19 protein-coding genes are annotated in these 19896 nt (G+C 43.5%); 11 read left to right on the forward strand and 8 right to left on the reverse strand.

From position 1 onward, the window contains the following. Positions 1 to 338 precede the first annotated feature (338 nt). Both ACQY73_RS10450 and ACQY73_RS10455 read left to right on the forward strand, forming a co-directional pair. A complete protein-coding gene (locus ACQY73_RS10450; RefSeq protein WP_428665208.1) occupies positions 339 to 2555 on the forward strand; it encodes a heavy metal translocating P-type ATPase in 2217 nt (738 codons plus the stop codon). A gap of 27 nt (positions 2556 to 2582) precedes the next feature. Continuing rightward, positions 2583 to 2795: a heavy-metal-associated domain-containing protein gene (locus tag ACQY73_RS10455; protein WP_428665211.1), complete on the forward strand. Its 213-nt coding sequence runs from the start codon at positions 2583 to 2585 to the stop codon at positions 2793 to 2795. A 49-nt stretch (positions 2796 to 2844) separates the two neighbouring features. On the opposite strand, the gene ACQY73_RS10460 is transcribed toward ACQY73_RS10455, so the two are convergent. After that, a complete protein-coding gene (locus ACQY73_RS10460) occupies positions 2845 to 4308 on the reverse strand; it encodes a sulfatase (protein ID WP_428665213.1) in 1464 nt (487 codons plus the stop codon). Positions 4309 to 4491: 183 nt separating this feature from the next. Between ACQY73_RS10460 and ACQY73_RS10465 the strand changes: the two genes are divergently transcribed. From ACQY73_RS10465 to ACQY73_RS10475, 3 genes are all read left to right on the forward strand, one after another. Beyond that, a complete protein-coding gene (locus tag ACQY73_RS10465; protein ID WP_428665216.1) occupies positions 4492 to 5643 on the forward strand; it encodes a sialidase family protein in 1152 nt (383 codons plus the stop codon). Positions 5644 to 5732: 89 nt separating this feature from the next. Then, entirely contained in the window at positions 5733 to 7247 is a 1515-nt protein-coding gene (locus tag ACQY73_RS10470; protein WP_428665219.1) for a sulfatase family protein, read from the forward strand. Positions 7248 to 7462: 215 nt separating this feature from the next. Then, a complete protein-coding gene (locus tag ACQY73_RS10475; protein WP_428665221.1) occupies positions 7463 to 8026 on the forward strand; it encodes a transposase in 564 nt (187 codons plus the stop codon). Between the two features lie 215 nt (positions 8027 to 8241). Here ACQY73_RS10475 and ACQY73_RS10480 read toward each other — a convergent pair whose 3' ends face one another. Then, on the reverse strand, positions 8242 to 9216 hold the full coding sequence (locus ACQY73_RS10480; RefSeq protein WP_428665224.1) for a rhodanese-related sulfurtransferase: 975 nt from the start codon (positions 9214 to 9216) through the stop codon (positions 8242 to 8244). Positions 9217 to 9469: 253 nt separating this feature from the next. Here ACQY73_RS10480 and ACQY73_RS10485 point away from each other — a divergent pair, with 253 nt between their 5' ends. Beyond that, positions 9470 to 10087, forward strand: coding sequence for a deoxynucleoside kinase (locus tag ACQY73_RS10485; RefSeq protein ID WP_428665227.1), 618 nt, complete (start codon positions 9470 to 9472; stop codon positions 10085 to 10087). A 94-nt stretch (positions 10088 to 10181) separates the two neighbouring features. Here ACQY73_RS10485 and ACQY73_RS10490 read toward each other — a convergent pair whose 3' ends face one another. After that, positions 10182 to 11177 carry a ribonucleotide-diphosphate reductase subunit beta gene (locus ACQY73_RS10490; protein ID WP_428665230.1) on the reverse strand — a complete coding sequence of 332 codons (996 nt, stop codon included), beginning with the start codon at positions 11175 to 11177 and terminating at the stop codon, positions 10182 to 10184. Positions 11178 to 11413: 236 nt separating this feature from the next. On the opposite strand from ACQY73_RS10490, the gene ACQY73_RS10495 reads away from it, so the two are divergent. Then, positions 11414 to 12181: a polysaccharide deacetylase family protein gene (locus tag ACQY73_RS10495; RefSeq protein ID WP_428665233.1), complete on the forward strand. Its 768-nt coding sequence runs from the start codon at positions 11414 to 11416 to the stop codon at positions 12179 to 12181. Between the two features lie 57 nt (positions 12182 to 12238). Further along, on the forward strand, positions 12239 to 13354 hold the full coding sequence (locus tag ACQY73_RS10500; RefSeq protein ID WP_428665236.1) for a D-TA family PLP-dependent enzyme: 1116 nt from the start codon (positions 12239 to 12241) through the stop codon (positions 13352 to 13354). Between the two features lie 69 nt (positions 13355 to 13423). On the opposite strand, the gene ACQY73_RS10505 is transcribed toward ACQY73_RS10500, so the two are convergent. From ACQY73_RS10505 to ACQY73_RS10525, 5 genes are all read right to left on the reverse strand, one after another. After that, complete coding sequence (locus tag ACQY73_RS10505; RefSeq protein ID WP_428665240.1) at positions 13424 to 13840, reverse strand: Hsp20/alpha crystallin family protein; 417 nt, start codon at positions 13838 to 13840, stop codon at positions 13424 to 13426. A gap of 20 nt (positions 13841 to 13860) precedes the next feature. Further along, positions 13861 to 14064 carry a hypothetical protein gene (locus ACQY73_RS10510; RefSeq protein WP_428665243.1) on the reverse strand — a complete coding sequence of 68 codons (204 nt, stop codon included), beginning with the start codon at positions 14062 to 14064 and terminating at the stop codon, positions 13861 to 13863. A gap of 27 nt (positions 14065 to 14091) precedes the next feature. After that, on the reverse strand, positions 14092 to 14346 hold the full coding sequence (locus tag ACQY73_RS10515; RefSeq protein ID WP_428665246.1) for a hypothetical protein: 255 nt from the start codon (positions 14344 to 14346) through the stop codon (positions 14092 to 14094). A 246-nt stretch (positions 14347 to 14592) separates the two neighbouring features. Beyond that, entirely contained in the window at positions 14593 to 14931 is a 339-nt protein-coding gene (locus ACQY73_RS10520) for a hypothetical protein (protein WP_428665249.1), read from the reverse strand. A 59-nt stretch (positions 14932 to 14990) separates the two neighbouring features. Then, complete coding sequence (locus tag ACQY73_RS10525) at positions 14991 to 15581, reverse strand: RNA polymerase sigma factor (RefSeq protein WP_428665252.1); 591 nt, start codon at positions 15579 to 15581, stop codon at positions 14991 to 14993. A 236-nt stretch (positions 15582 to 15817) separates the two neighbouring features. Between ACQY73_RS10525 and ACQY73_RS10530 the strand changes: the two genes are divergently transcribed. From ACQY73_RS10530 to ACQY73_RS10540, 3 genes are all read left to right on the forward strand, one after another. Further along, a complete protein-coding gene (locus tag ACQY73_RS10530) occupies positions 15818 to 16027 on the forward strand; it encodes a hypothetical protein (protein ID WP_428665254.1) in 210 nt (69 codons plus the stop codon). A gap of 97 nt (positions 16028 to 16124) precedes the next feature. Beyond that, the gene (locus ACQY73_RS10535) at positions 16125 to 17834 is read left to right on the forward strand and encodes an AMP-binding protein (RefSeq protein ID WP_428665257.1); all 1710 of its coding nucleotides are present in this window, start codon (positions 16125 to 16127) and stop codon (positions 17832 to 17834) included. A 51-nt stretch (positions 17835 to 17885) separates the two neighbouring features. Next, a complete protein-coding gene (locus ACQY73_RS10540) occupies positions 17886 to 19700 on the forward strand; it encodes an acyl-CoA dehydrogenase (RefSeq protein WP_428665260.1) in 1815 nt (604 codons plus the stop codon). Positions 19701 to 19896: the final 196 nt, after the last annotated feature.

The raw sequence follows: 19896 nt of genomic DNA on the forward strand, positions 1-19896 counted from the left end.
TTCAATATTATACAAAACAAAATTATGTTTTATTATTTATGGAATGTAAGCTAAGTCGGCGATATACTTCTCTCTTTGGGTTTTAAGAACCCCAAACTCCGGGTTCTTAAACCCGGAGTCACACCTTCGACGTCACATCTCCGTGCTTTCGGTTTCTCAAAACCGAAAGAATTGGGCTTCCTAAAGTGATGGCTTCGCAAAATCACAAAAGTGAATACATCTGCACTTGGCAACTTCTTTAAACTGACAAAACAATAAAAGTATAAATCTTAGCAAAAATAGTGTAACACCGCATTCATCTACCAAATGTACCTTTGCAGTATCAAATCGAGAACTTCATGGAAACGTTAGCAATAGAAAATGAACAAAAAATAACAATACCTGTTACGGGCATGACGTGCGCGGCTTGCGCAACCAGCGTCGAAAATGTGCTCAAAAAACAGACCGGTGTACTGGAATCGGCGGTCAATTTTGCCAACGAAACGGCCCAAATCACTTTTTACTCCAATCAAACCACGCCCGAAAATCTTAAAAAATCGGTACAGGCCATTGGGTATGATCTGATTATAGATACAGAAAACGCCCAAGTGAAACAAGCCGAAATCAAAGCAACGCATGTCCAATCCCTTAAAACCGGCGTGATTTGGGCGAGTATTTTGACTGCGCCGGTCGTTGTTATCGGGATGTTTTTTATGGATTTGCCTTACGCCAATTGGATCATGTTGGCGCTCACTACGCCCGTTTTGGCCTTATTTGGAAAAAGTTTCTTCATTAACGCCTGGAAGCAGGCCCGTCATGGTCAAGCCAATATGGATACCCTCGTGGCGCTCAGTACGGGCATTGCCTACCTATTCAGTATTTTCAACACCTTCTACCCCGAGTTTTGGCACAGTCGCGGACTGCATCCGCATGTGTATTATGAAGCGGCTGCCGTGGTGATTGTCTTTATCATGTTGGGAAAATTGCTGGAAGAAAGGGCAAAATCCAATACCTCATCGGCGATCAAAAAATTGATGGGGCTACAACCTCGTACGGTATGGATCATTGAAAACGGAGAAGAAAAAGAAGTCGAATTGGCCCAAGTTCGCATCGGTGACCGAATCATTGTCAAGCCCGGTGATAAAATTGCTGTGGACGGAAAAGTACTCTTCGGCGCCTCTTTTGTGGACGAAAGTATGCTTTCCGGAGAACCGATTCCCGTTGAAAAATCCAAAGGTGCCAAGGTTTTTGCGGGAACGGTCAATCAGCAGGGAAGTTTTCGCTTCATTGCGGAGAAAATCGGCAGCGACACGCTTTTGGCCGGCATCATTCAAATGGTGCAAAACGCTCAGGGGAGCAAAGCGCCCATCCAAAAGTTGAGCGATAAGATCGCCGGCATTTTTGTCCCCATTGTCATCGGCATTTCTGTTTTGACATTTCTAACATGGTTGGCAATGGGCGGAGAGAATGCCCTCGAACAAGGTTTGCTCGCCGCCGTTACGGTGTTGGTCATTGCCTGTCCGTGTGCGTTGGGATTGGCTACGCCCACCGCCATCATGGTCGGTGTAGGGAAGGGTGCTGAGAATGGTATTTTGATCAAAGACGCTGAAAGTCTGGAACTGGCTCACCGCGTGAATGTGGTTATATTGGACAAAACAGGCACCATCACGGAAGGAAAGCCAACCGTTACGGATAGTTTTTGGGTTGAAAATAATGAGGAGCAAAAAAGCATTTTGCTCGCCCTTGAAAGCCAATCTTCTCACCCATTGGCCCAAGCCGTTGTAAATCATTTAAAACCGGAAGGTATAAAAACGTGCCCTGTTCAACAGTTTGAAAACATAGCAGGGCGAGGGGTAAAAGCCACCATTGAAGGTAAAAATTATTATGTTGGCAGCCCTGTTTGGATGACCGAACTGGGGCTCCCGATATTCGGTCTTCCCATAAATAAGTGGTTGTCAGAAGCTAAAACGGCCATTATTTTTGCCGACACAACTAAAGTCTTAGCCGCTTTTGCCATCACTGACCCCCTAAAACCTACTTCAGCCGGAGCTATCAAAGCTCTTCAGGATCAGGAAATTGAGGTTTATATGCTGACCGGTGATAATGCACAAACGGCCAAACAAGTGGCGCAACAAGTTGGCATTGAACACTTTAAAGCTCAGGTATTGCCCGCCGACAAAGCCGCTTTTTTAAAAGAACTCCAAAAGGCCGGGAAAGTCGTAGCGATGGTAGGCGACGGCATCAATGACTCGCACGCTTTAGCATTGGCCGATGTGAGTATTGCGATGGGAAAAGGCTCTGATATTGCGATGGATGTAGCTAAAATAACGCTCATTTCCGGCGACTTACAAAAGATTCCGCAGGCGATTCTTCTTTCCAAACAGACCGTGGCTGCTATTCATCAGAATCTGTTTTGGGCATTTATTTACAACCTTATCGGAATTCCGCTCGCGGCCGGTGTGTTATATCCCATCAATGGCTTTTTGCTCAATCCCATGATTGCCGGCGCGGCGATGGCGTTGAGTTCAGTATCGGTGGTGGGCAACAGTCTACGTCTGAAAATGAAAAAATTATAACATCAAAAATCGTAAAATTCATACATCATGGAAACATTACAATTCAAAACCAATATCAATTGCGGCGGCTGCGTGGCTAAAGTAACGCCCTTTTTAAATCAACTTGAAAATGTCGAAACCTGGAAAGTAGACACCAATAATCCTGAGAAAATCCTGACAGTATCCGGCGAAGACCTCACCTGCGACCTTATCCAATCTGCGGTGCAACAGGCAGGGTTTGAGGCGAAAGAAGTACATTAAAAGTGGAAGAGACGAAGAAAGGCACAAGTGCTTTCTTCGTCTTTCCGGATTACAATCTATTTTCTCCTTTCCACGCCGTGACAGAGTTTCTGAATGGTTTTTCAGCATCGTAATTTGGGTTAGGAGCGGGTAGTAAAGCTCCCGTTTCCTGCTGCCATTTTTTTAGTTTTTTGAGCAATTTTTGCGTCAGTTCGGGTTTTTCTTTTGCCAGATCACGTTTTTCCGAAACATCTTCCCGAACATTGTACAATTCCAATCGCCCATCTTCAAAATATTCCAACAACTTATAATCGTCCGATAAAACCGCTCCTGTTGGCGGTCGCTGCGGCGTATGATAATGCGGATAATGCCAGAATAAGTCACGTTTTTTCATGTTTGTCGTTCTATCGAAATTTGACAACAAAGGCACAAAACTTATTCCATCAACGTCTTTTTTCTTGGGTAGATGCGTCAATTCCAATAATGTCGGCACAAAATCAATGCTGCAAACGATGCTTTGTGATTGTGTTTTCGGTTTTGTAATGGTCGGATACCGTACCAATAACGGCACCCGAATGCCTCCTTCGTAGTAAAATCCTTTTCCTTCGCGTAACGGAGCATTCCCATCCACTTCAACCAAGCCACCGTTATCAGAACTGAAAATAACAATGGTATTTTCCCGTAATCCCAATTCATCTAATTTTTGCATGATGCGCCCCACACTTTCATCCAAACTTTGAATCATGGCCGCATAAGCAGTATTCGGCTTGGTAAGGCCGAGTTGTTTCTTTTTTTCTTCGTATTTTTTAATGTAATCCGGTTTCCCCTGTAGCGGTGTATGAACTTGATAATAGCTCATATTCAGAAAGAAAGGCTTATCACTTTGAGCACCCTTCTCCATCAATTTCAGGGCATGGTCGGTTAGAAAATCGGTGAGGTAATCGCCTTCTTTTCCACCTTCCGGCAGAAATTTAACGGAATAATCCGCCGTTGGTGTTACATTTTTATACGGATAAAAATATGACCCGGGCTGCCCTTTGGAATGCCCGCCGATGTTGACATCAAATCCACGATTGTGCGGCCAAAATTCATCCGTTTCACCTAAATGCCACTTACCGATATGGTAGGTAGCATAGCCATTTTTGTGTACTGTTTCGGGCAAAATCTCTTCTTCCAACGGCAATTCATACCGCATTCGAGCTGTGGTAAGTTTGGCGTACGGATAAACAACGCCCGGAATCCAGTCGGTGATTTTGAGTCGTGCGGGATACTTGCCCGTCATGATGCTCGCTCTTGTGGGGGAGCACACCGCGCAAGCCGCATACGCTCGCGTAAACTGCATTCCTTCGGCGGCTAATTTGTCCAAATTGGGCGTTTCATGAAAGGTATTTCCGTAACATCCCAAGTCCGCCCAACCAAGATCATCGGCCAATAAAAACACAATATTGGGACGCTTTGGAGCGGTTGGCAGTCTCTTAAAGCCTACTCCCACAATCGCGCAAACTATGACCGGCAGAAGAATTCGTTTTTTCATCGTTTATGGAAATACAATTTGATACAATAACCTACCTGATCCTTTCATTTTCAAGCCTCTTTCGGCCAATTATTCACCCAATTTTACCGAAGTCTGTCGGTAATTTTCCGCTTTCCCCTCCTTTGACAGGAAATACTACTTATTTTTCAGTCGTCAACGAAGTACATTTCAATCCTTGCAAAAATGCATTTATACCTCTTTCTACTTTTTTTTATTTCAAAATCGGCCAATGATTCTCCAAAAGAAACGATTGTATTTCAAAACGGGGAAGATGGCTACAAATGCTTCCGTATCCCTGCCATTGTTAAGGCTCCCAATGGCAATTTGTTGGCTTTTGCCGAAGCTCGTCGTAACAATTGCGGGGATTTTGGCGATGTAGAAATTGTGATGAAACGTAGTGCCGATAATGGTCTTTCATGGGAAAAACTACAGGTTGTCGTCGATAACGGCGCTGATCAGGCAGGCAATCAAGCGCCTGTTTTTGATCTGACGGATAAACGATTTCCCAAGGGGCGATTGTTTCTGTTTTACAACACAGGCATAGCACATGAGCAGGAAGTTCGCGAAGGAAAAGCCATCCGGGAAGTGTGGTACAAAACCAGTACCGACGGCGGTCAAACGTGGGATGAACCTGTCAACATTACCATTCAGGTTTCCAAGCCGAACAAGCCGGAAGTGAATCCGAAGTATAATTTTACGGAAGATTGGCGCTCCTATGCCAATACGCCCGGACATGGACTGCAAATTCAAAAGGGGAATTACAAAGGACGCATCTTTATCCCGGCCAATCATTCGGCAGGGCCGCCACAAAAGCAATCGAAAGATTACATAGCCCACGCTTATTACAGCGACGACCACGGCAAGACCTTCAAACTTTCACCTAATGTGAATTACGCCGGCAGCAACGAAGCCATTGCTGCCGAAACTTCTAACGGAAGCCTACTCTTCAATTGCCGGAATCAATCGGGTGATGCGAAATACCGGATTCAGGCTTTTACCAATAATGCAGGTGAAACATGGGATGAAGTAAAAATCATGAGCGACCTACCCGACCCTGTTTGTCAGGGAAGTATCATTGATTTCCAACCCAAAAAAGGCTCTAAAGTATTGATCTTTTCCAATGCCAACAGCCAAACCAAACGTGAGAAATTAACCGTCCGCGTCAGTTATGACGACGGAAAGAGTTGGTCTGCCGGCAAAGAAATGTACGGAGGCTCGGCCGCTTATTCAGATCTGGTAGTGCAAAAAGACCGAAACATCGGGGTTTTGTACGAGAAAGATAATTATACTCAAATTGTGTATGTTTCATTTGGGTATGATTGGTTGGAACAATAAAAAAACGTCGGCGAGGCTTGGAGCGGGGGCGCCCAGCCCTCGCCGACGTTAAATAATCCTCCCTGACGTTAAACACAAAATTTCAATACATGAAAAAATCATTCATTGCACTTGTTGCGTTTGCCTTAATGGTAAGTGGCGGGCTTTTATCTTTTAAATCCAAAGATAAGCGTCCTAATATTTTGATCCTCTTCTCGGACGACCACGCACTGCAAGCCATCAGCGCTTACGGAAGTCCATACATCAAAACGCCTAATATTGACCGTTTGGCCAAAGAAGGCGCGATCTATCAAAATATGTTTTGTACCAATTCTATCTGTGCGCCCAGTCGTGCTACTCTGTTGACGGGTAAATTCAGTCATAAAAACGGACATAAAACCAATCTTACTCAATTTAATGCAGGTCAGGACATGTACCCAAAATACCTGCAAACCGCAGGTTATCAGACGAGTTGGATCGGTAAATGGCATTTACAGGCTACGCCGCAATACTTTGATTATTGGTCGGTAGTGCCCGGGCAGGGAGCTTATTATAATCCTGATTTTATTGAAATGAGCGGTAAAACGGTTCGCCAAGAAGGGTACGCTACGGATGTCATTACTGATAAGGCATTGAAATGGCTGAGTGCCGACCGCGATGCTTCCAAACCTTTTTGTCTGGTGATCGGCCACAAATGCCCGCACCGTAATTGGCTTCCTGATACCGGCGATCTCCGCGCTTTCGACAATGTAAAGTTTCAACTACCCAAAACATTTTACGACAATTACGAAGGTCGCCTCGCCGCCAAACGTCAGGACATGACCGTGACGAAAACCATGCGTTTGAAAGAAGATCTGAAAGTAGATGCAGGTGATGATGCTTTTGTCAAACGTATGAATCCTGCCCAACAAAAAGCATGGCTCACCTATTATGATAAAGTAACGGCTGATTTCAAAAAGCAAAATCTATCAGGCCGCGCCCTTGACGAGTGGAAATATCAGCGCTATATGCAGGATTATATGGGCACATTATTATCGTTGGATCGTAATGTGGGTCGTGTGTTGGAATATCTGGACAAAACAGGTTTAGCCGAAAACACCATCGTCATTTATTCGTCTGATCAAGGGTTTTATTTGGGAGAACACGGGTGGTTTGACAAGCGCTTTATGTACGAAGAATCGCACCACATGCCAATGCTCATCCGCTATCCCAAACACATCAAACCGGGCACCGTCGACAAAGCCATCCACAACAACACAGATTTTGCTCCTACGATCTTGCAGGAAGCAGGATTGGCTGTTCCTAAAGACATGCAGGGCCAATCATTTTTCAGCAAAACACCAAGAAAATCAACCTATTATCATTATTACGAATACCCTGCCGAACACAGCGTCCAAACACATTTTGGCATCCGCACTGACCGCTACAAGTTGATTCGCTTTTACAATGACGGTGAATATTGGGAATTGTACGACCTCAAAAAAGATCCCGAAGAATTAAAAAATCAATACGGAAATGCTGCGTATAAAGCTATTCAGAAGCAATTAATTGCTGATTTAAAGAAGCTTATTTTCCAATACGAAGATACTGAGGCAGCAGAAATTTTGAAGAAAGAAGGAATTTAATAAATCACGTCACGCAAAGACGCAGAGGAGCAAAGAAAAGCTTCCAAACCCGTGGTCTGTGTCTTCACAGACCTACCGGTGTCTAAATGAGAAATTGTATCTTTATAAGCCTACGCCGTGGTCTGTGTCCCCACAGACCTGACCTGCCAATATCTGATCAAAGATTGTATCTCTTTAGTCCTACCCACGTCTAAACCAAAAAACAATAATGGTTTATGCACCGTATACATCAAGAGAGCCAATACCGTAATTCAAGAATGAACGTTGATGAGGTTTATTTTTGGACAGATACCATCAAAGATCGGAAACACTTATTGAAGAAGGATAAGTACAAAGAAATTATTATTTCATCATGGCAGGAGTTGGTCAAAAGACAAAAAATTGAGGTATATGGATTTGTTATTATGCCCAATCATTTACATGTAGTTTGGGAACTAAAAGAGCCTAACGGCAAGGAAATGCCCAACGCAAGTTTTAATAAATACACAAGTCATGTCATTCTTGCTGATTTGAAAGTATATCATCCGGCTGTATTGCCTTATTTTAAAGTAGATGATCCGGAACGAGCTTATCGAATTTGGCAACGCGACCCTTTGGCTGTATTGATGGATACGAAATGGAAAGTGGAACAAAAGATTGATTATGTTCATCGCAATCCATTACAGGAACGATGGAATCTGGCTGAATCTCCCGAGAATTACCCCTGGTCTTCGGCTAAATTTTATGAAACCGGCCAAGACGAGTTTGGCTTTTTGACACATTACGCCTCACGTTTCTGAACCGGTCGATTCTTCAGATGAGGTTGCATCTTGGTCGTCTTACCTCCTACACCGTGGTCTGTGTCTCCACAGACCACTACGTGTAAATGTTTGTTAACCGGCAAATAGGCAAAATTGTATCGGGTAGGTCTGTGGAGACACAGACCACGGTTCTGGTTTTGTTTAATCACGCAGAGCCGCGCAGTTTTTCTTTGCTCCTCTGCGTCTTTGCGTGACTACGCTTCTTCCTTCTTCATTGACTTTTTGAAGCTTTTCAAACCCTGCAACGGCGTATAATGGTCGCTCTTTTTGGGATAATAGCCCGTACCGTTGTAAACGCGTTTGTTCGGACTGCATTTACATTCTTCAGAGCAGGCGCCCTCCATTTTCCAACCGCATTCTTCACACATCGGTACGTGAATATTGCAATCGTTATTGGCACAGTTGACCATGCGGTCAGAAGCGGTGCCGCATACGTAGCATTTGGAAATCACTTTAGGATTTACCTGATTGACATCCACCGTCAGACGATTGTCGAATACGTAGCATTTACCTTCAAAATCTTCGCCACCTTCTTCCAAACCGTATTTTATAATACCGCCGTGAAGTTGATAGACGTTGTCAAAACCCTGATCGAGCAGGTACGCACTGGCTTTTTCGCATTTGATACCACCTGTGCAGTAGGTTACGATTTTCTTCCCTTGTCCTTTGAGGTGCTCAATTTCTTTGATATGGTCAGGGAGTTCGCGCAGGTTTTCCATGTCAAACGTAATGGCATCCTTGAATTTTCCCACGCTGTGTTCATAGTTGGAACGCATATCGATCACCACCAAATCAGGATCTTTTTGAAGCATTTGCTTAAATTCGGCAGGTTCCAAATGAACACCCGTTTGTTTGAGTGGATCAACAGGCAAATCAGAATTGACAATCTCTTCTTTCAGGCGCACATGCAGCTTTTGAAAGGCATGCGTTTCGTGCTTTTCTTCTTTAAAATCAATCGTGGCAAAACGTGGGTCTTCTTTCACCCACTTCATGTAAGCGGCACAATCTTCCGTTAATCCCGAAACGGTACCGTTAAGGCCTTCGGGGGCAATGATAATGCGGCCAAGTAAATTATTGTTAACACAAAACTCGTGTTGGGCATCGCGATACGCTTCGGTATCTTCAATGGACACGTATTGATAATACAAGAGAACACTATAAGGTTTCATCACAAAAAATCGGTTGTTCGTTACATCAGCGGCAAGCCGCTTTGCTCTTTGTCAATCAGTTAAAAGAAAAATTGACCGGATAAGTTTTCTGCAAAAATACGAATTTATCGCCACTCAATAATTGACCGTGGTCATATCAGGGAGAAAAAGGCTAAAATCTCTTTATCTTCGCAGACTTTTTGTATGTTTATAGGTCGTAATGTTATTTTATAATCTCAAAACCAATCACTACTAACGGTTAATTTTTACCTCAATGCATATTGCTATTACCGGAAACATCGGTGCGGGCAAGACCACACTTGCGCGCAAACTATCCGAACATTACAAGTGGGGAGTATTGTATGAAGCTGTAGAAGGCAATCCTTATTTATCCGATTTTTACGAAGATATGGCTCGTTGGTCGTTCAACCTGCAGGTTTTCTTTCTCAACAGCCGCTTTTCACAAGCCCAAAAAATTCGCTCCATGCACTATCAGACGGTTATTCAAGACCGTACGATCTATGAGGATGCGTTTATTTTTGCCAAAAACCTGGCCGATTCCAAGTTGATGGAAGAACGCGACTACCAAAATTACCTGATGCTGTACGAAACCATGATGAATGCCATCAAAGCGCCTGATTTGATCGTATATCTTCAGGCCGATCTGCCAAAACTCCGCAGTCAAATTCAAAAACGGGGGCGCGATTTTGAGCAAAGTATCTCTGATGAATATTTATTGAATTTGAATGATCTATACGAGAACTTCGCGCACAGCTATTTGGACGGAACGTTATTGACCATTAATGTCAATAATCTTGATTTTGAAAGCAATCCCGAAGATTTTGAATTAATTGTTAAGCAAATGAACAAAGCGCTGGGTTATCGGGAATAGAAGCGAAAAAGCAGAATCAAGTTAAATCATAGAATAGAAAAGGGAGCTTAAGGCTCCCTTTTCTATTCTATTCATCGTGTACACAGCAAACAACCTAAAAATCAGCGTCAAAGCTAAGTTGTTGTACTTCTCTTTCTTTGCTTGAGTTCTTCACGCCAGCTTTCTGGTACTCCCCTACTTTCTTCTCAAAGAAGTTGGTTTTGCCCTGAAGTGAGATCATATCCATAAAGTCAAACGGATTGACGGCATTGTACACTTTTTGTAAGCCCAATGATACTAATAAATGGTCAGCCACGAACTCTATGTACTCATTCATCAATTTTGAATTCATTCCGATCAAAGATACCGGCAAAGACTCGGACACAAATTCCTGCTCAATGGCTACCGCATCTTTAATCAAATTGTAAACCGTTTCCTCAGGTAATTTATTGACAATGTGGTCAGTATAAAGCAAACAGGCAAAATCACGGTGTAAGCCTTCGTCGCGCGAGATAAGTTCATTGGAGAACGAAAGCCCTTTCATCAAACCACGTTTTTTCAACCAAAAAATAGAGCAGAAAGAACCCGAGAAGAAAATCCCTTCAACCGCCGCAAAAGCAATAAGCCGCTCGGCAAAAGTACCGTTACCGATCCAACGCATTGCCCATTCGGCTTTTTTCTGCACGCAGGGGATGGTTTCGATGGCCCGCAACATTCTATCTTTCTCTGTAGGGTCTTTGATATAGGTGTCTATCAACAAAGAATAGGTCTCAGAGTGAATATTTTCCATGGCGATCTGAAAGCCATAGAAACACTTTGCTTCTGCATACTGTACTTCTTTTAGAAAATTAACGGCCAAATTTTCATTTACAATTCCGTCTGACGCCGCAAAGAAAGCCAAAACGTGCGAAATGAAGTGACGTTCGCCATCATTTAACTTCTCCCAATCCTGCATATCAGAAGCAAGGTCAATCTCTTCCGCTGTCCAAAAGGCCGCTTCGTGATTTTTATAAAATTGCCAAATGTCGTGGTGCTTGATCGGAAAAAGCACAAAACGGTGGGGGTCTTCAACCAATAACGGCTCTTCAGAAGCATCTAATAAATTTGACATAGAACAAGGCTTTTAAAAATGTTTATAGAAAAAATAAATTATTCATTAATACTTAACTCTCTTTCATATTAAGACGTAACAAATTTATTAACTTTGATGGACTCTTTGATGTGCACGTAACTACCCTTTTTGAATTTAGCAACAATATTGCAATTTTCTATTTCGCAACTCAAAGATTTTCAAGGCGTTCGTCAGATAAATTCTTTTTTTTTTACTATTGGTACGTATAGAGATTTATGTTGCTGGTCATCGTTGTGTTGGTAGTATTTGTGGGAGTGGCTTTCTTACAGCTTCGTAAGTCAGGAAATAGAGTACGTATTTTGATGTACCATAAGGTAGATCCTTCGCGCCGGGATATGTTGACCGTCACGACCGAACAATTGGGTCAACAACTGGAGCATCTGCAAAAACAAGGCTATGAGTTTATCAGTGTCCGAAACTTATCCGATGTCTCACTTTCTACCGGAAAGGGCGTTCTGATCACTTTTGATGATGCCTACGTGAATAATCTGGAATATGCATATCCTGTTCTGAAAGAACATAAGGCCAAAGCTACCTTGTTTGTGCCTTCGGGATATGCCGGTCAAACCAGTCAATGGGATATAGCGGCTGAGCCTCTTTTGTCACCGGAGCAACTTCAACAACTTGATACCGATGTATTTGAACTGGGCCTGCATTCGCACACTCACCGGCATTACGGAAAATTAAGCGTTGTCGAAATTGAAGAAGATCTGCGCCAAAATATCCAATTTTTCAACGAGAATAATTTATCTTTTATTCCTGCCTTCGCCTACCCCTACGGCGGGCGCCCCAAAGACAAAACGTTCAAGCGGGAAATGCAACAGGCGATGGCTGCGCTGGGAATCCGATTTGCATTCCGTATTGGAAATCGAATCAATCGTTTTCCACTTTCGAATCCCTACGAAATTCAACGGATCGACATTCGCGGCACAGATACCTTAGAAGATTTTGCCCGCAAAGTGAAGTGGGGAAAACAGTTTTAAGAGCTTACCTTTGCGGTTCATTTTTTGAACTCCCAAACCGATTAATTTCTTCATTGTATGGCCTCAACTCCTTGGTATAAACTTCAAAATGGGTCCCATGCCGACTCTCCTTCATTGTTGATCTATAAAGAACGCGTTCAGCAGAATATTCTTAAAATGATTGCTATTGCAGGAGGGGCCGAGCGGCTCTATACGCACGTAAAAACCAACAAAATGCCCGAAATAGTGAAGATGATGTTGGAAGCGGGCATTTCCAAATTTAAATGCGCAACCATTGCCGAGGCTGAAATGGCGGCTATTGCCGGCGCCAAACATCTTATCATTGCCCACCAGCTGGTAGGTCCGAAAATTGAGCGACTTGTGGCTTTGTGTCAAAAATACCCCGACGTGCTTTTTGCATCACTCATTGACACTGAAGCCGTTGCTAACGACCACAATGAAATATTTGGAAATCATGGACTTACCGGCAACGTTTTTCTGGACGTAAACAACGGCATGGATCGCTCCGGTCACCCACTCGACGATACTATTCTTGATCTCTATAAATACCTTCACGAATTGCCAAACCTAAAATGTCATGGATTGCATGTCTACGACGGGCATTTGAGAACGCCTGATTTTGAAACCCGCAAACACGAAGTGGAGGAGGGTTTTGTGGATGTTCAGCATTTTGTGGAATCCATCCGGGAAGCAGGCCTACCCACCCCTATTATTGTAGCCGGCGGCACACCCACGTTCACCGCGCATGCGTTGCATAACGAAATCTATTGCAGCCCCGGAACGTGCGTTTTATGGGATTGGGGGTATGGAGATAAACTTCCCGAACAACCTTTTGAATACGCAGCTCTGGTATTGACGCGTGTTATTTCCAAGCCGCAAAAAGGAATCGTTACCATTGACATGGGCCATAAAGCCGTAGCGGCCGAAAATCCCATTGATAAACGCATTCGTTTTCTGAATCTCGAAAACTATGAGCTCATCGGTCAAAGCGAAGAACACGGTGTACTAAAAGTTCAAGATTGGGAAAGCATCCAAGTAGGCGATGTATTGTACGGGGTTCCTTACCATGTTTGCCCTACGGTCAATCTGTATGACGAAGCATATGTAGTGGAAAATCAGGCCATTGCCGGCACTTGGCAGGTATTGGGGAGAAAGCGAAGAATTACTGTTTAATCACGCAAAGGCGCAAAAATGCAGAGATTTATTCCCTTTGCATCTTTGCGCCTCTGCGTGACCCGCATACTAAGCCACAAAAATTTCCTGTGCCGGCTGTTCTGAGCCCGGAATGATGGGCAGCGTTACCTGCAAAATCCCGTTTTGATATTCGGCTTTAATTCCGGCAGAGTCAATTGTTTCGTCGATAAAGAAACTGCGTTCAAAAGAGGCTTTGCGAAATTCATTGCGGATCCAGTTCTTATTTTCTTCCGTTTCTTCTTTTACCTGATACGAAATCGTCAATTCATTGCCTTTCAGGCTGATCTTAAAATCTTCTTTGGCGCGATCCGGCGCAATGACGAAAAGTTCGTAGCTGCTGTCGGTTTTCAAGACGTTGACGGGTACGCGAAATTGTCCTCCGCCAAAGTGCCTTCCGAATCGTTTTCCATAGCGGCCGTACCCCATACCGGGATCTCCGTAGCCGCATCTTCCATGATGATGCATAATGTAATAAGTTTGTTTGGTTACTGATTTGTTTTAGGTTCGGCCTGAGGCTTTTCTTTGCCCCATTCGCCTTGTTTATGCCAGCGGCTTTCGCATTTTTCGTGGCCTTGCCCCTGAGGATGACGATGGTGTCCCCAATGATGATGTCCGACGGTAATGCGTAAACTTGCGGCGGTAATGAGCGCAACTGTCACGCCCAAGATCCATTTGGTTCTTCGGTTCATGTTGATTTACTAAATGGTAGGGGTTAATTAGATTTTGATGGACGGGCGTTGAAATTCATCTTTCAAGCCTTCTTTACGGTACTGAGACGTTACATCCTCGTAAGGCGAAAACTGAGCTTGGTAATGTCTCCAATACCTGCGACGACGCCCTGCAAACAAGCGAAAGAGTAATCCTGCAAATAGGAAAAACAAAAATGCCTTCAATAATAAAAAAGGAAGAATAAAAAGAAACAGTCCGCCTAAAAATCCTGCTCCGATAACTTTCAAAATTTGCGTAAACATAGCTGTAATGTGTTTAAATGGTTCGTTAGAAAAATGTACAAGTTGCTGTACAGGAAGGATGACGGATGAGATCAAAAATTACTTTAAAGAATTTTGAAAATTTTTCATTTTTTTTCAAAACGTAGGGGCGGGGTTTACCTCCGCCCGACAACCGCGAAATCCTCAACACAAATACAAACGCAAAAAGGGCAGACGTAAAGCCTGCCCCTACAAAGGTCTATCAAGATTTATATGAACATCGTGTCCCTACCTTCTGCATCGTTTTTTCCATTCTTCTTTGAATTTGGCTCGTTCTTCGTCTGTCATATTTGTCCATTTTTGTCGCCACTGCGCTCTTGCCTGAAAATGATCTTCCTGCTTCCATCTTGGATTTCCACCCATCGAACCGCGTCCAAAATTTCCAAATAGAATACGGCATAAGATAAGCAAACCCACCGCTTGCCAAAAGGAAATGATTCCTACACCCAATAAAGGCGGTAATATAGTGTTCCAGAGCCATTTGACAACCCACCCCAACACCAGAGCCGCTGCTGCAAAAAAGGGGAAGAGCAAAAAGCGGAGTCTATACTTATGTGGTCTGTTCATATTCTTATCTATTTAATAAATAATCAAATTCATCATTTTTTCAGCTACATGTGATTCTCTTATCCATCCACCAAATCCTGATACAAGCTTTCGAGACGTTGACGCAGGTGTTGCACGGCATAACGTTTACGCGAAATCAATGTTTTGATATTTTCGCCTGTACGATCCGAAATCTGTTGAAATGTTTCATCTTCCAATTCATTCCAAATAAATACCTGCCGTTGATTTTCGGGAAGTTCGTCGAGTGCTTCAAATAATTGTTGCCAAAATATCTCTCTTAAATATTCCGTTTCGGGCGTACCGTCGTCGGCGAGTAAAAGATCTTTGAAATAGACATCTCCTTCGTCATCTTCATAACCATAATCTTCCAGTCGCTCGGGGCGTTGCTTTCGGTAACCGTCCACAATACGATTTCGGGCCACTCGATACAACCAACTTCCCACTTGTTCAATGGCTTCCACTTCGGGCTGCGTACTCAACTGATACCATACATCCTGCAAAATGTCTTCGGCATCTTCGTCATTGCTCACACGCTGACGAATAAAGCCAAACAACTGCTTGCTGTACTTTTTGATGGTTTGTACGATATTGTTTTTTTGTGTTGCCAACGTCAATGGTAAATGCTCACCAATGTAGACGTACGACCTCATAAATTACTTTAATTGCCGGAAAGTTTTTTTTAGACGTATCGAACAGTCCAAAAAAGTACTTTTAAAGTATAATTTATATACCCTATTAAACGGAGGTTTTTGTATGCAGTTATTATCCTTGCGAGCGCAGAGCTAAGAATTAACGATGAATCAGGAATCCGGGTTTAACTACACCGGCAACGCAAATAATCCTTAACTTTTAGGCTTTATTTTAAAAATCTTAGCTGTCTCCTCTGATGACCTCTTCCCAATTTACAGAATTCTTTCACGACGTCATTATCTCTATGCACGAAAACATTCGCGATTTGGAAGGAAAGAAAATCTATGCTTTTCCCGAAGAGCAGGATTACCTGAACGGGCGGCTCTTTAGCTACCGTGAAGTGATCGAAATCATGAAAGATTCGGCCAAATCTTTCGATATTGATCAAAAAGAATTAGGGATATGAATTTTATTTGCGAAAAATAACCTGAAATCTTAGGGTGTAGTTCTTCGTTAGTATCTTTGCAGTGTACAATTTTTTCTAAACATCAACCTAAAACCCGATGACTGTCACTATTGATTCTTTTCCATGGCTGAAGTTTTACCCGCCGGGAATGCCCTATGAAATCGACCCCGCTGTCTATTCTTCCCTTCTGGATATGATGGAAGAAGGGTTTACTAAATATGCTTCAAATGCTGCCTATGCCTGTATGGGTAAGCACATTACGTACGGACAACTTGATAAAATGTCACACGATTTTGCGGCGTATTTGCAGAGCGTCGGCCTTAAAAAAGGCGACCGGATTGCGATTCAAATGCCCAACGTTCTTCAATATCCGGTAGCAATGTTTGGCGCTTTACGGGCGGGGCTTACCATTGTTAATACCAATCCGCTTTATACTCCCCGTGAAATGGAGCATCAATTCAAGGATTCGGGGGCAAAAGCCATTGTGATTTTAGCCAACTTTGCTGATAAACTCGAAAAAGTGCTTCCCGCTACTCAAATACAGCATGTTTTTGTGACACAGATCGGCGATATGCTTGGGTTTCCCAAAAAGCAGATCGTGAATTTCGTGGTGAAGAATGTCAAGAAAATGGTTCCCGCGTATAATCTTCCGCAAGCCGTGTCATTCACAGATGCTGTAAAGCAGGGCGCGTTAAAGTCGTACAGCAAGCCTGCTTTGGATCATTTGGATCTGGCTTTTATCCAATATACGGGCGGAACAACCGGGGTTTCAAAAGGTGCCATGCTTACCCATCGCAATATTATAGCCAACGTAGAAGCCAACTGCGTCTATCTGGGCTCAGTGCTTGATAATCTTCCTGAAAATCAGCCTAATGTCATTGTGGCGGCCTTGCCGTTGTACCACGTGTATGCTTTGACCTGTAATGCCCTTTCCGCCCTTAAAAACGGTGGAATGAATCTCCTTATCACCAATCCGCGCGATATGGAGGCATTTATCAAGGAGTTGAAAAAATACAAAGTGACCGTCTTTACCGGCTTAAATACGCTCTACAACGGGTTAATGAATCACCCGAAATTTGGGGAGATCGATTTCAGTCAATTAAAAATCACGTCGGCCGGCGGTATGGCATTGCAAAAGGTGGTAGCAGAGCGTTGGTATAAATTAACGGGCAATTTACCCACCGAAGGCTATGGCCTGTCAGAAACCTCTCCCGTTTTGTCTGCCAATCCGCTGAATGACAAGATGAATAAAATCGGAACGATCGGTATTCCTTTTCCAAGTACGGAAATGCGTATTTTGCGGGAAGATGATACCTGGGCGGATATAGGAGAATCGGGAGAAATCTGTGCTTTTGGCCCTCAGGTAATGCCGGGATATTATAACCGAGCCGACGAAACGGCTAAAGTAATGTACACCGACCCAATCGACGGTCGCCAATGGTTCAAAACCGGCGATATCGGTATGATGGATGCCGACGGTTACTTCAAAATCGTTGACCGCAAAAAAGATATGGTGCTGGTTTCCGGCTTCAATGTTTATCCCAACGAAGTGGAAGATGTAGTAGCCCAATGCCCGGGCGTATTGGAGGTAGCGTGTGTCGGCGTGCCGGATGAGAAAACCAGCGAAGCCGTCAAAATATTCGTGGTCAAAAAAGATGAAAACCTTACAAAGGAGCAAATCATCGCGTTCTGTCGTCAGAATCTGACTGCTTACAAGTGCCCCAAACACATTGAATTCAGAAAAGAGCTTCCTAAAACCAACGTGGGAAAAATACTCCGCCGCGCTTTACGCGATGAAGTGAAATAATCTTATCTTCCATTAACCTGTAGAGCCGCAAAAGCAAAATTTTGCGGCTCTATGTCTTTAACATCTACGAAAATGCCTTCTTTTTTCTCAAAACGCGATCTTCATTTCAATTTATACGAACTGCTCAACGTCGAGCAATTGACGCGTTATCCTTTTTTTCAAGACCATGATCGCGAGTCATTTGACATGGTCTTGGACGCCGCTGAACAAATTGCCGACAAAATGCTCCGTCCGCTCTTAACCGTAATGGATCGTAAAGAGCCACAACTGATAGAAGGCAAAATTCGTGTTTATGAAGGAATGAAAGAGGTTACAAAACGATTTGGAGAAGATGGCTGGATCAATGCCACTTTCAGCTATGAGGAAGGTGGTCAACAATTGCCTGTTACAGTTCAAAATGCGGCGGCATTTATTTTTCAGGCTGCCAATTATTCTGCGAGCGTATACCCTTTTTTGACTACGGGAGCGGCCAATTTAATTCGCAGTTTTGGCTCAAAAGAACTTATTGAACGTTACACTCCGCTCATGTACAGCGGACGTTGGCAAGGCACAATGGCACTCACCGAACCCAATGCCGGCAGTTCGCTTTCTGACATCAGCACTTCTGCCGAACCCACGCAGGAAGCAGGAGTATATAAAATTAACGGGCAAAAAATCTTTATATCCTGCGGCGATCATGATGCCTGCGAAAACGTGGTTCATCTTTTATTAGCCAAAATCAAAGGAGGGCCCGCAGGCACCAAAGGAATTTCGTTGTTTGTTGTTCCTCAAAAACGCCCAACAAGCGCCGGACTAACGGAAAATGGAGTTATTACGGCAGGGGTGTACCACAAAATGGGCTACAAAGGCGCGCCCATTGCTCACTTAATGTTTGGCTCCAATGACGATTGCCTGGGGTATTTGGTTGGGGAGCCACACAAAGGGCTCAATTATATGTTTCAAATGATGAATGAAGCCCGCGTTGGTGTAGGCATGAATGCAACTGCCATTGGCACCGCCGCGTATTATGCTTCACTTTCATATGCCAAAGAACGCCCGCAGGGACGGCTTATTACGGCTAAAGATCCGGCGCAACCCCAAACGCTCATCATTCATCATGCCGATGTAAAACGAATGCTGTTATTTCAGAAAGCGGTAGTTGAAGGCGCACTTTCTTTACTGTTGCAATGTGGGTTGTGGTCTGATCTGATACACGTGAGTGAAGGTGAGACCAAACAACGCGCTGAGTTACTGTTAGATCTGCTAACCCCCATTGCCAAATCATACCCATCAGAAATGTGTTGCCAAACCACAAGTGCTGCCGTACAGATCCTGGGCGGCGCAGGCTATACGACTGACTTTCCGGTAGAACAATACTATCGCGAGGCACGCATTCATCCCATCCATGAAGGTACTACGGGCATTCACGGTATGGATCTGTTGGGGCGAAAATTGATTCTTCACGGAGGCAAAGGGCTGAATTATCTGACAGAAGAAATGCTACGATCAATTGCAGAAGCTAAACAGTCAGAGGGTTTAACGAACTTGGCCTTACAGTTGGAAGCTGCCTTGGAGCGAGTCCAAAAAGTCACGGGTTCCCTATTGGCTATTGCCCAACGTGATAAAGAATTATTGCTGGCCGATGCCACACTTTATTTAGAGTTTTTCGGAATTGTGACAATTGGTTGGCAATGGTTAAAACAAGCTACTCAGGCACAAAAGGCACTTAGTAAGACACATGCCGAAAACGAGCGTAATTTTTATCAGGGGAAATTGGCTACTGCCAATTATTTCTTTGAATACGAAGTAGTAAAGACAATTTCGCTGGCCGAACGATTAATAAGTCATAATCATGTTACGATTGGAATGCATCCGGACTGGTTTTGATTTTGACCCAATAAGTCAGAAGATTCACAAAAAAGCCATGCAGAAGGTCCGCACGGCTTTTTGACTTTACTCAACGTTATGAAAAATTCTTTTTAAAAGACGTAATTAAACATATAAAGCTATGTATTTCTGTCTTTTTTATTTTATATATATTCTTCTACTTTTTATCAAAAATTTAATACTTTTTTAACCTGCT

The sequence above is a fragment of the Runella sp. genome (assembly GCF_965279615.1).
Classification (GTDB): Bacteria; Bacteroidota; Bacteroidia; order Cytophagales; family Spirosomataceae; genus Runella.

What these genes read in the sequence shown, in the direction of transcription:
- ACQY73_RS10450 (WP_428665208.1), top strand. Translation starts at nt 339, where the DNA reads ATGGAAACGTTAGCAATAGAAAATGAACAAAAAATAACAATACCTGTT.
- ACQY73_RS10500 (WP_428665236.1), top strand. Translation starts at nt 12,239, where the DNA reads ATGGCCTCAACTCCTTGGTATAAACTTCAAAATGGGTCCCATGCCGAC.
- ACQY73_RS10515 (WP_428665246.1), bottom strand. Translation starts at nt 14,346, where the DNA reads ATGTTTACGCAAATTTTGAAAGTTATCGGAGCAGGATTTTTAGGCGGA.
- ACQY73_RS10460 (WP_428665213.1), bottom strand. Translation starts at nt 4,308, where the DNA reads ATGAAAAAACGAATTCTTCTGCCGGTCATAGTTTGCGCGATTGTGGGA.
- ACQY73_RS10475 (WP_428665221.1), top strand. Translation starts at nt 7,463, where the DNA reads ATGCACCGTATACATCAAGAGAGCCAATACCGTAATTCAAGAATGAAC.
- ACQY73_RS10465 (WP_428665216.1), top strand. Translation starts at nt 4,492, where the DNA reads ATGCATTTATACCTCTTTCTACTTTTTTTTATTTCAAAATCGGCCAAT.
- ACQY73_RS10510 (WP_428665243.1), bottom strand. Translation starts at nt 14,064, where the DNA reads ATGAACCGAAGAACCAAATGGATCTTGGGCGTGACAGTTGCGCTCATT.
- ACQY73_RS10495 (WP_428665233.1), top strand. Translation starts at nt 11,414, where the DNA reads ATGTTGCTGGTCATCGTTGTGTTGGTAGTATTTGTGGGAGTGGCTTTC.
- ACQY73_RS10535 (WP_428665257.1), top strand. Translation starts at nt 16,125, where the DNA reads ATGACTGTCACTATTGATTCTTTTCCATGGCTGAAGTTTTACCCGCCG.
- ACQY73_RS10540 (WP_428665260.1), top strand. Translation starts at nt 17,886, where the DNA reads ATGTCTTTAACATCTACGAAAATGCCTTCTTTTTTCTCAAAACGCGAT.
- ACQY73_RS10485 (WP_428665227.1), top strand. Translation starts at nt 9,470, where the DNA reads ATGCATATTGCTATTACCGGAAACATCGGTGCGGGCAAGACCACACTT.
- ACQY73_RS10490 (WP_428665230.1), bottom strand. Translation starts at nt 11,177, where the DNA reads ATGTCAAATTTATTAGATGCTTCTGAAGAGCCGTTATTGGTTGAAGAC.
- ACQY73_RS10480 (WP_428665224.1), bottom strand. Translation starts at nt 9,216, where the DNA reads ATGAAACCTTATAGTGTTCTCTTGTATTATCAATACGTGTCCATTGAA.
- ACQY73_RS10470 (WP_428665219.1), top strand. Translation starts at nt 5,733, where the DNA reads ATGAAAAAATCATTCATTGCACTTGTTGCGTTTGCCTTAATGGTAAGT.
- ACQY73_RS10525 (WP_428665252.1), bottom strand. Translation starts at nt 15,581, where the DNA reads ATGAGGTCGTACGTCTACATTGGTGAGCATTTACCATTGACGTTGGCA.
- ACQY73_RS10455 (WP_428665211.1), top strand. Translation starts at nt 2,583, where the DNA reads ATGGAAACATTACAATTCAAAACCAATATCAATTGCGGCGGCTGCGTG.
- ACQY73_RS10530 (WP_428665254.1), top strand. Translation starts at nt 15,818, where the DNA reads ATGACCTCTTCCCAATTTACAGAATTCTTTCACGACGTCATTATCTCT.
- ACQY73_RS10520 (WP_428665249.1), bottom strand. Translation starts at nt 14,931, where the DNA reads ATGAACAGACCACATAAGTATAGACTCCGCTTTTTGCTCTTCCCCTTT.
- ACQY73_RS10505 (WP_428665240.1), bottom strand. Translation starts at nt 13,840, where the DNA reads ATGCATCATCATGGAAGATGCGGCTACGGAGATCCCGGTATGGGGTAC.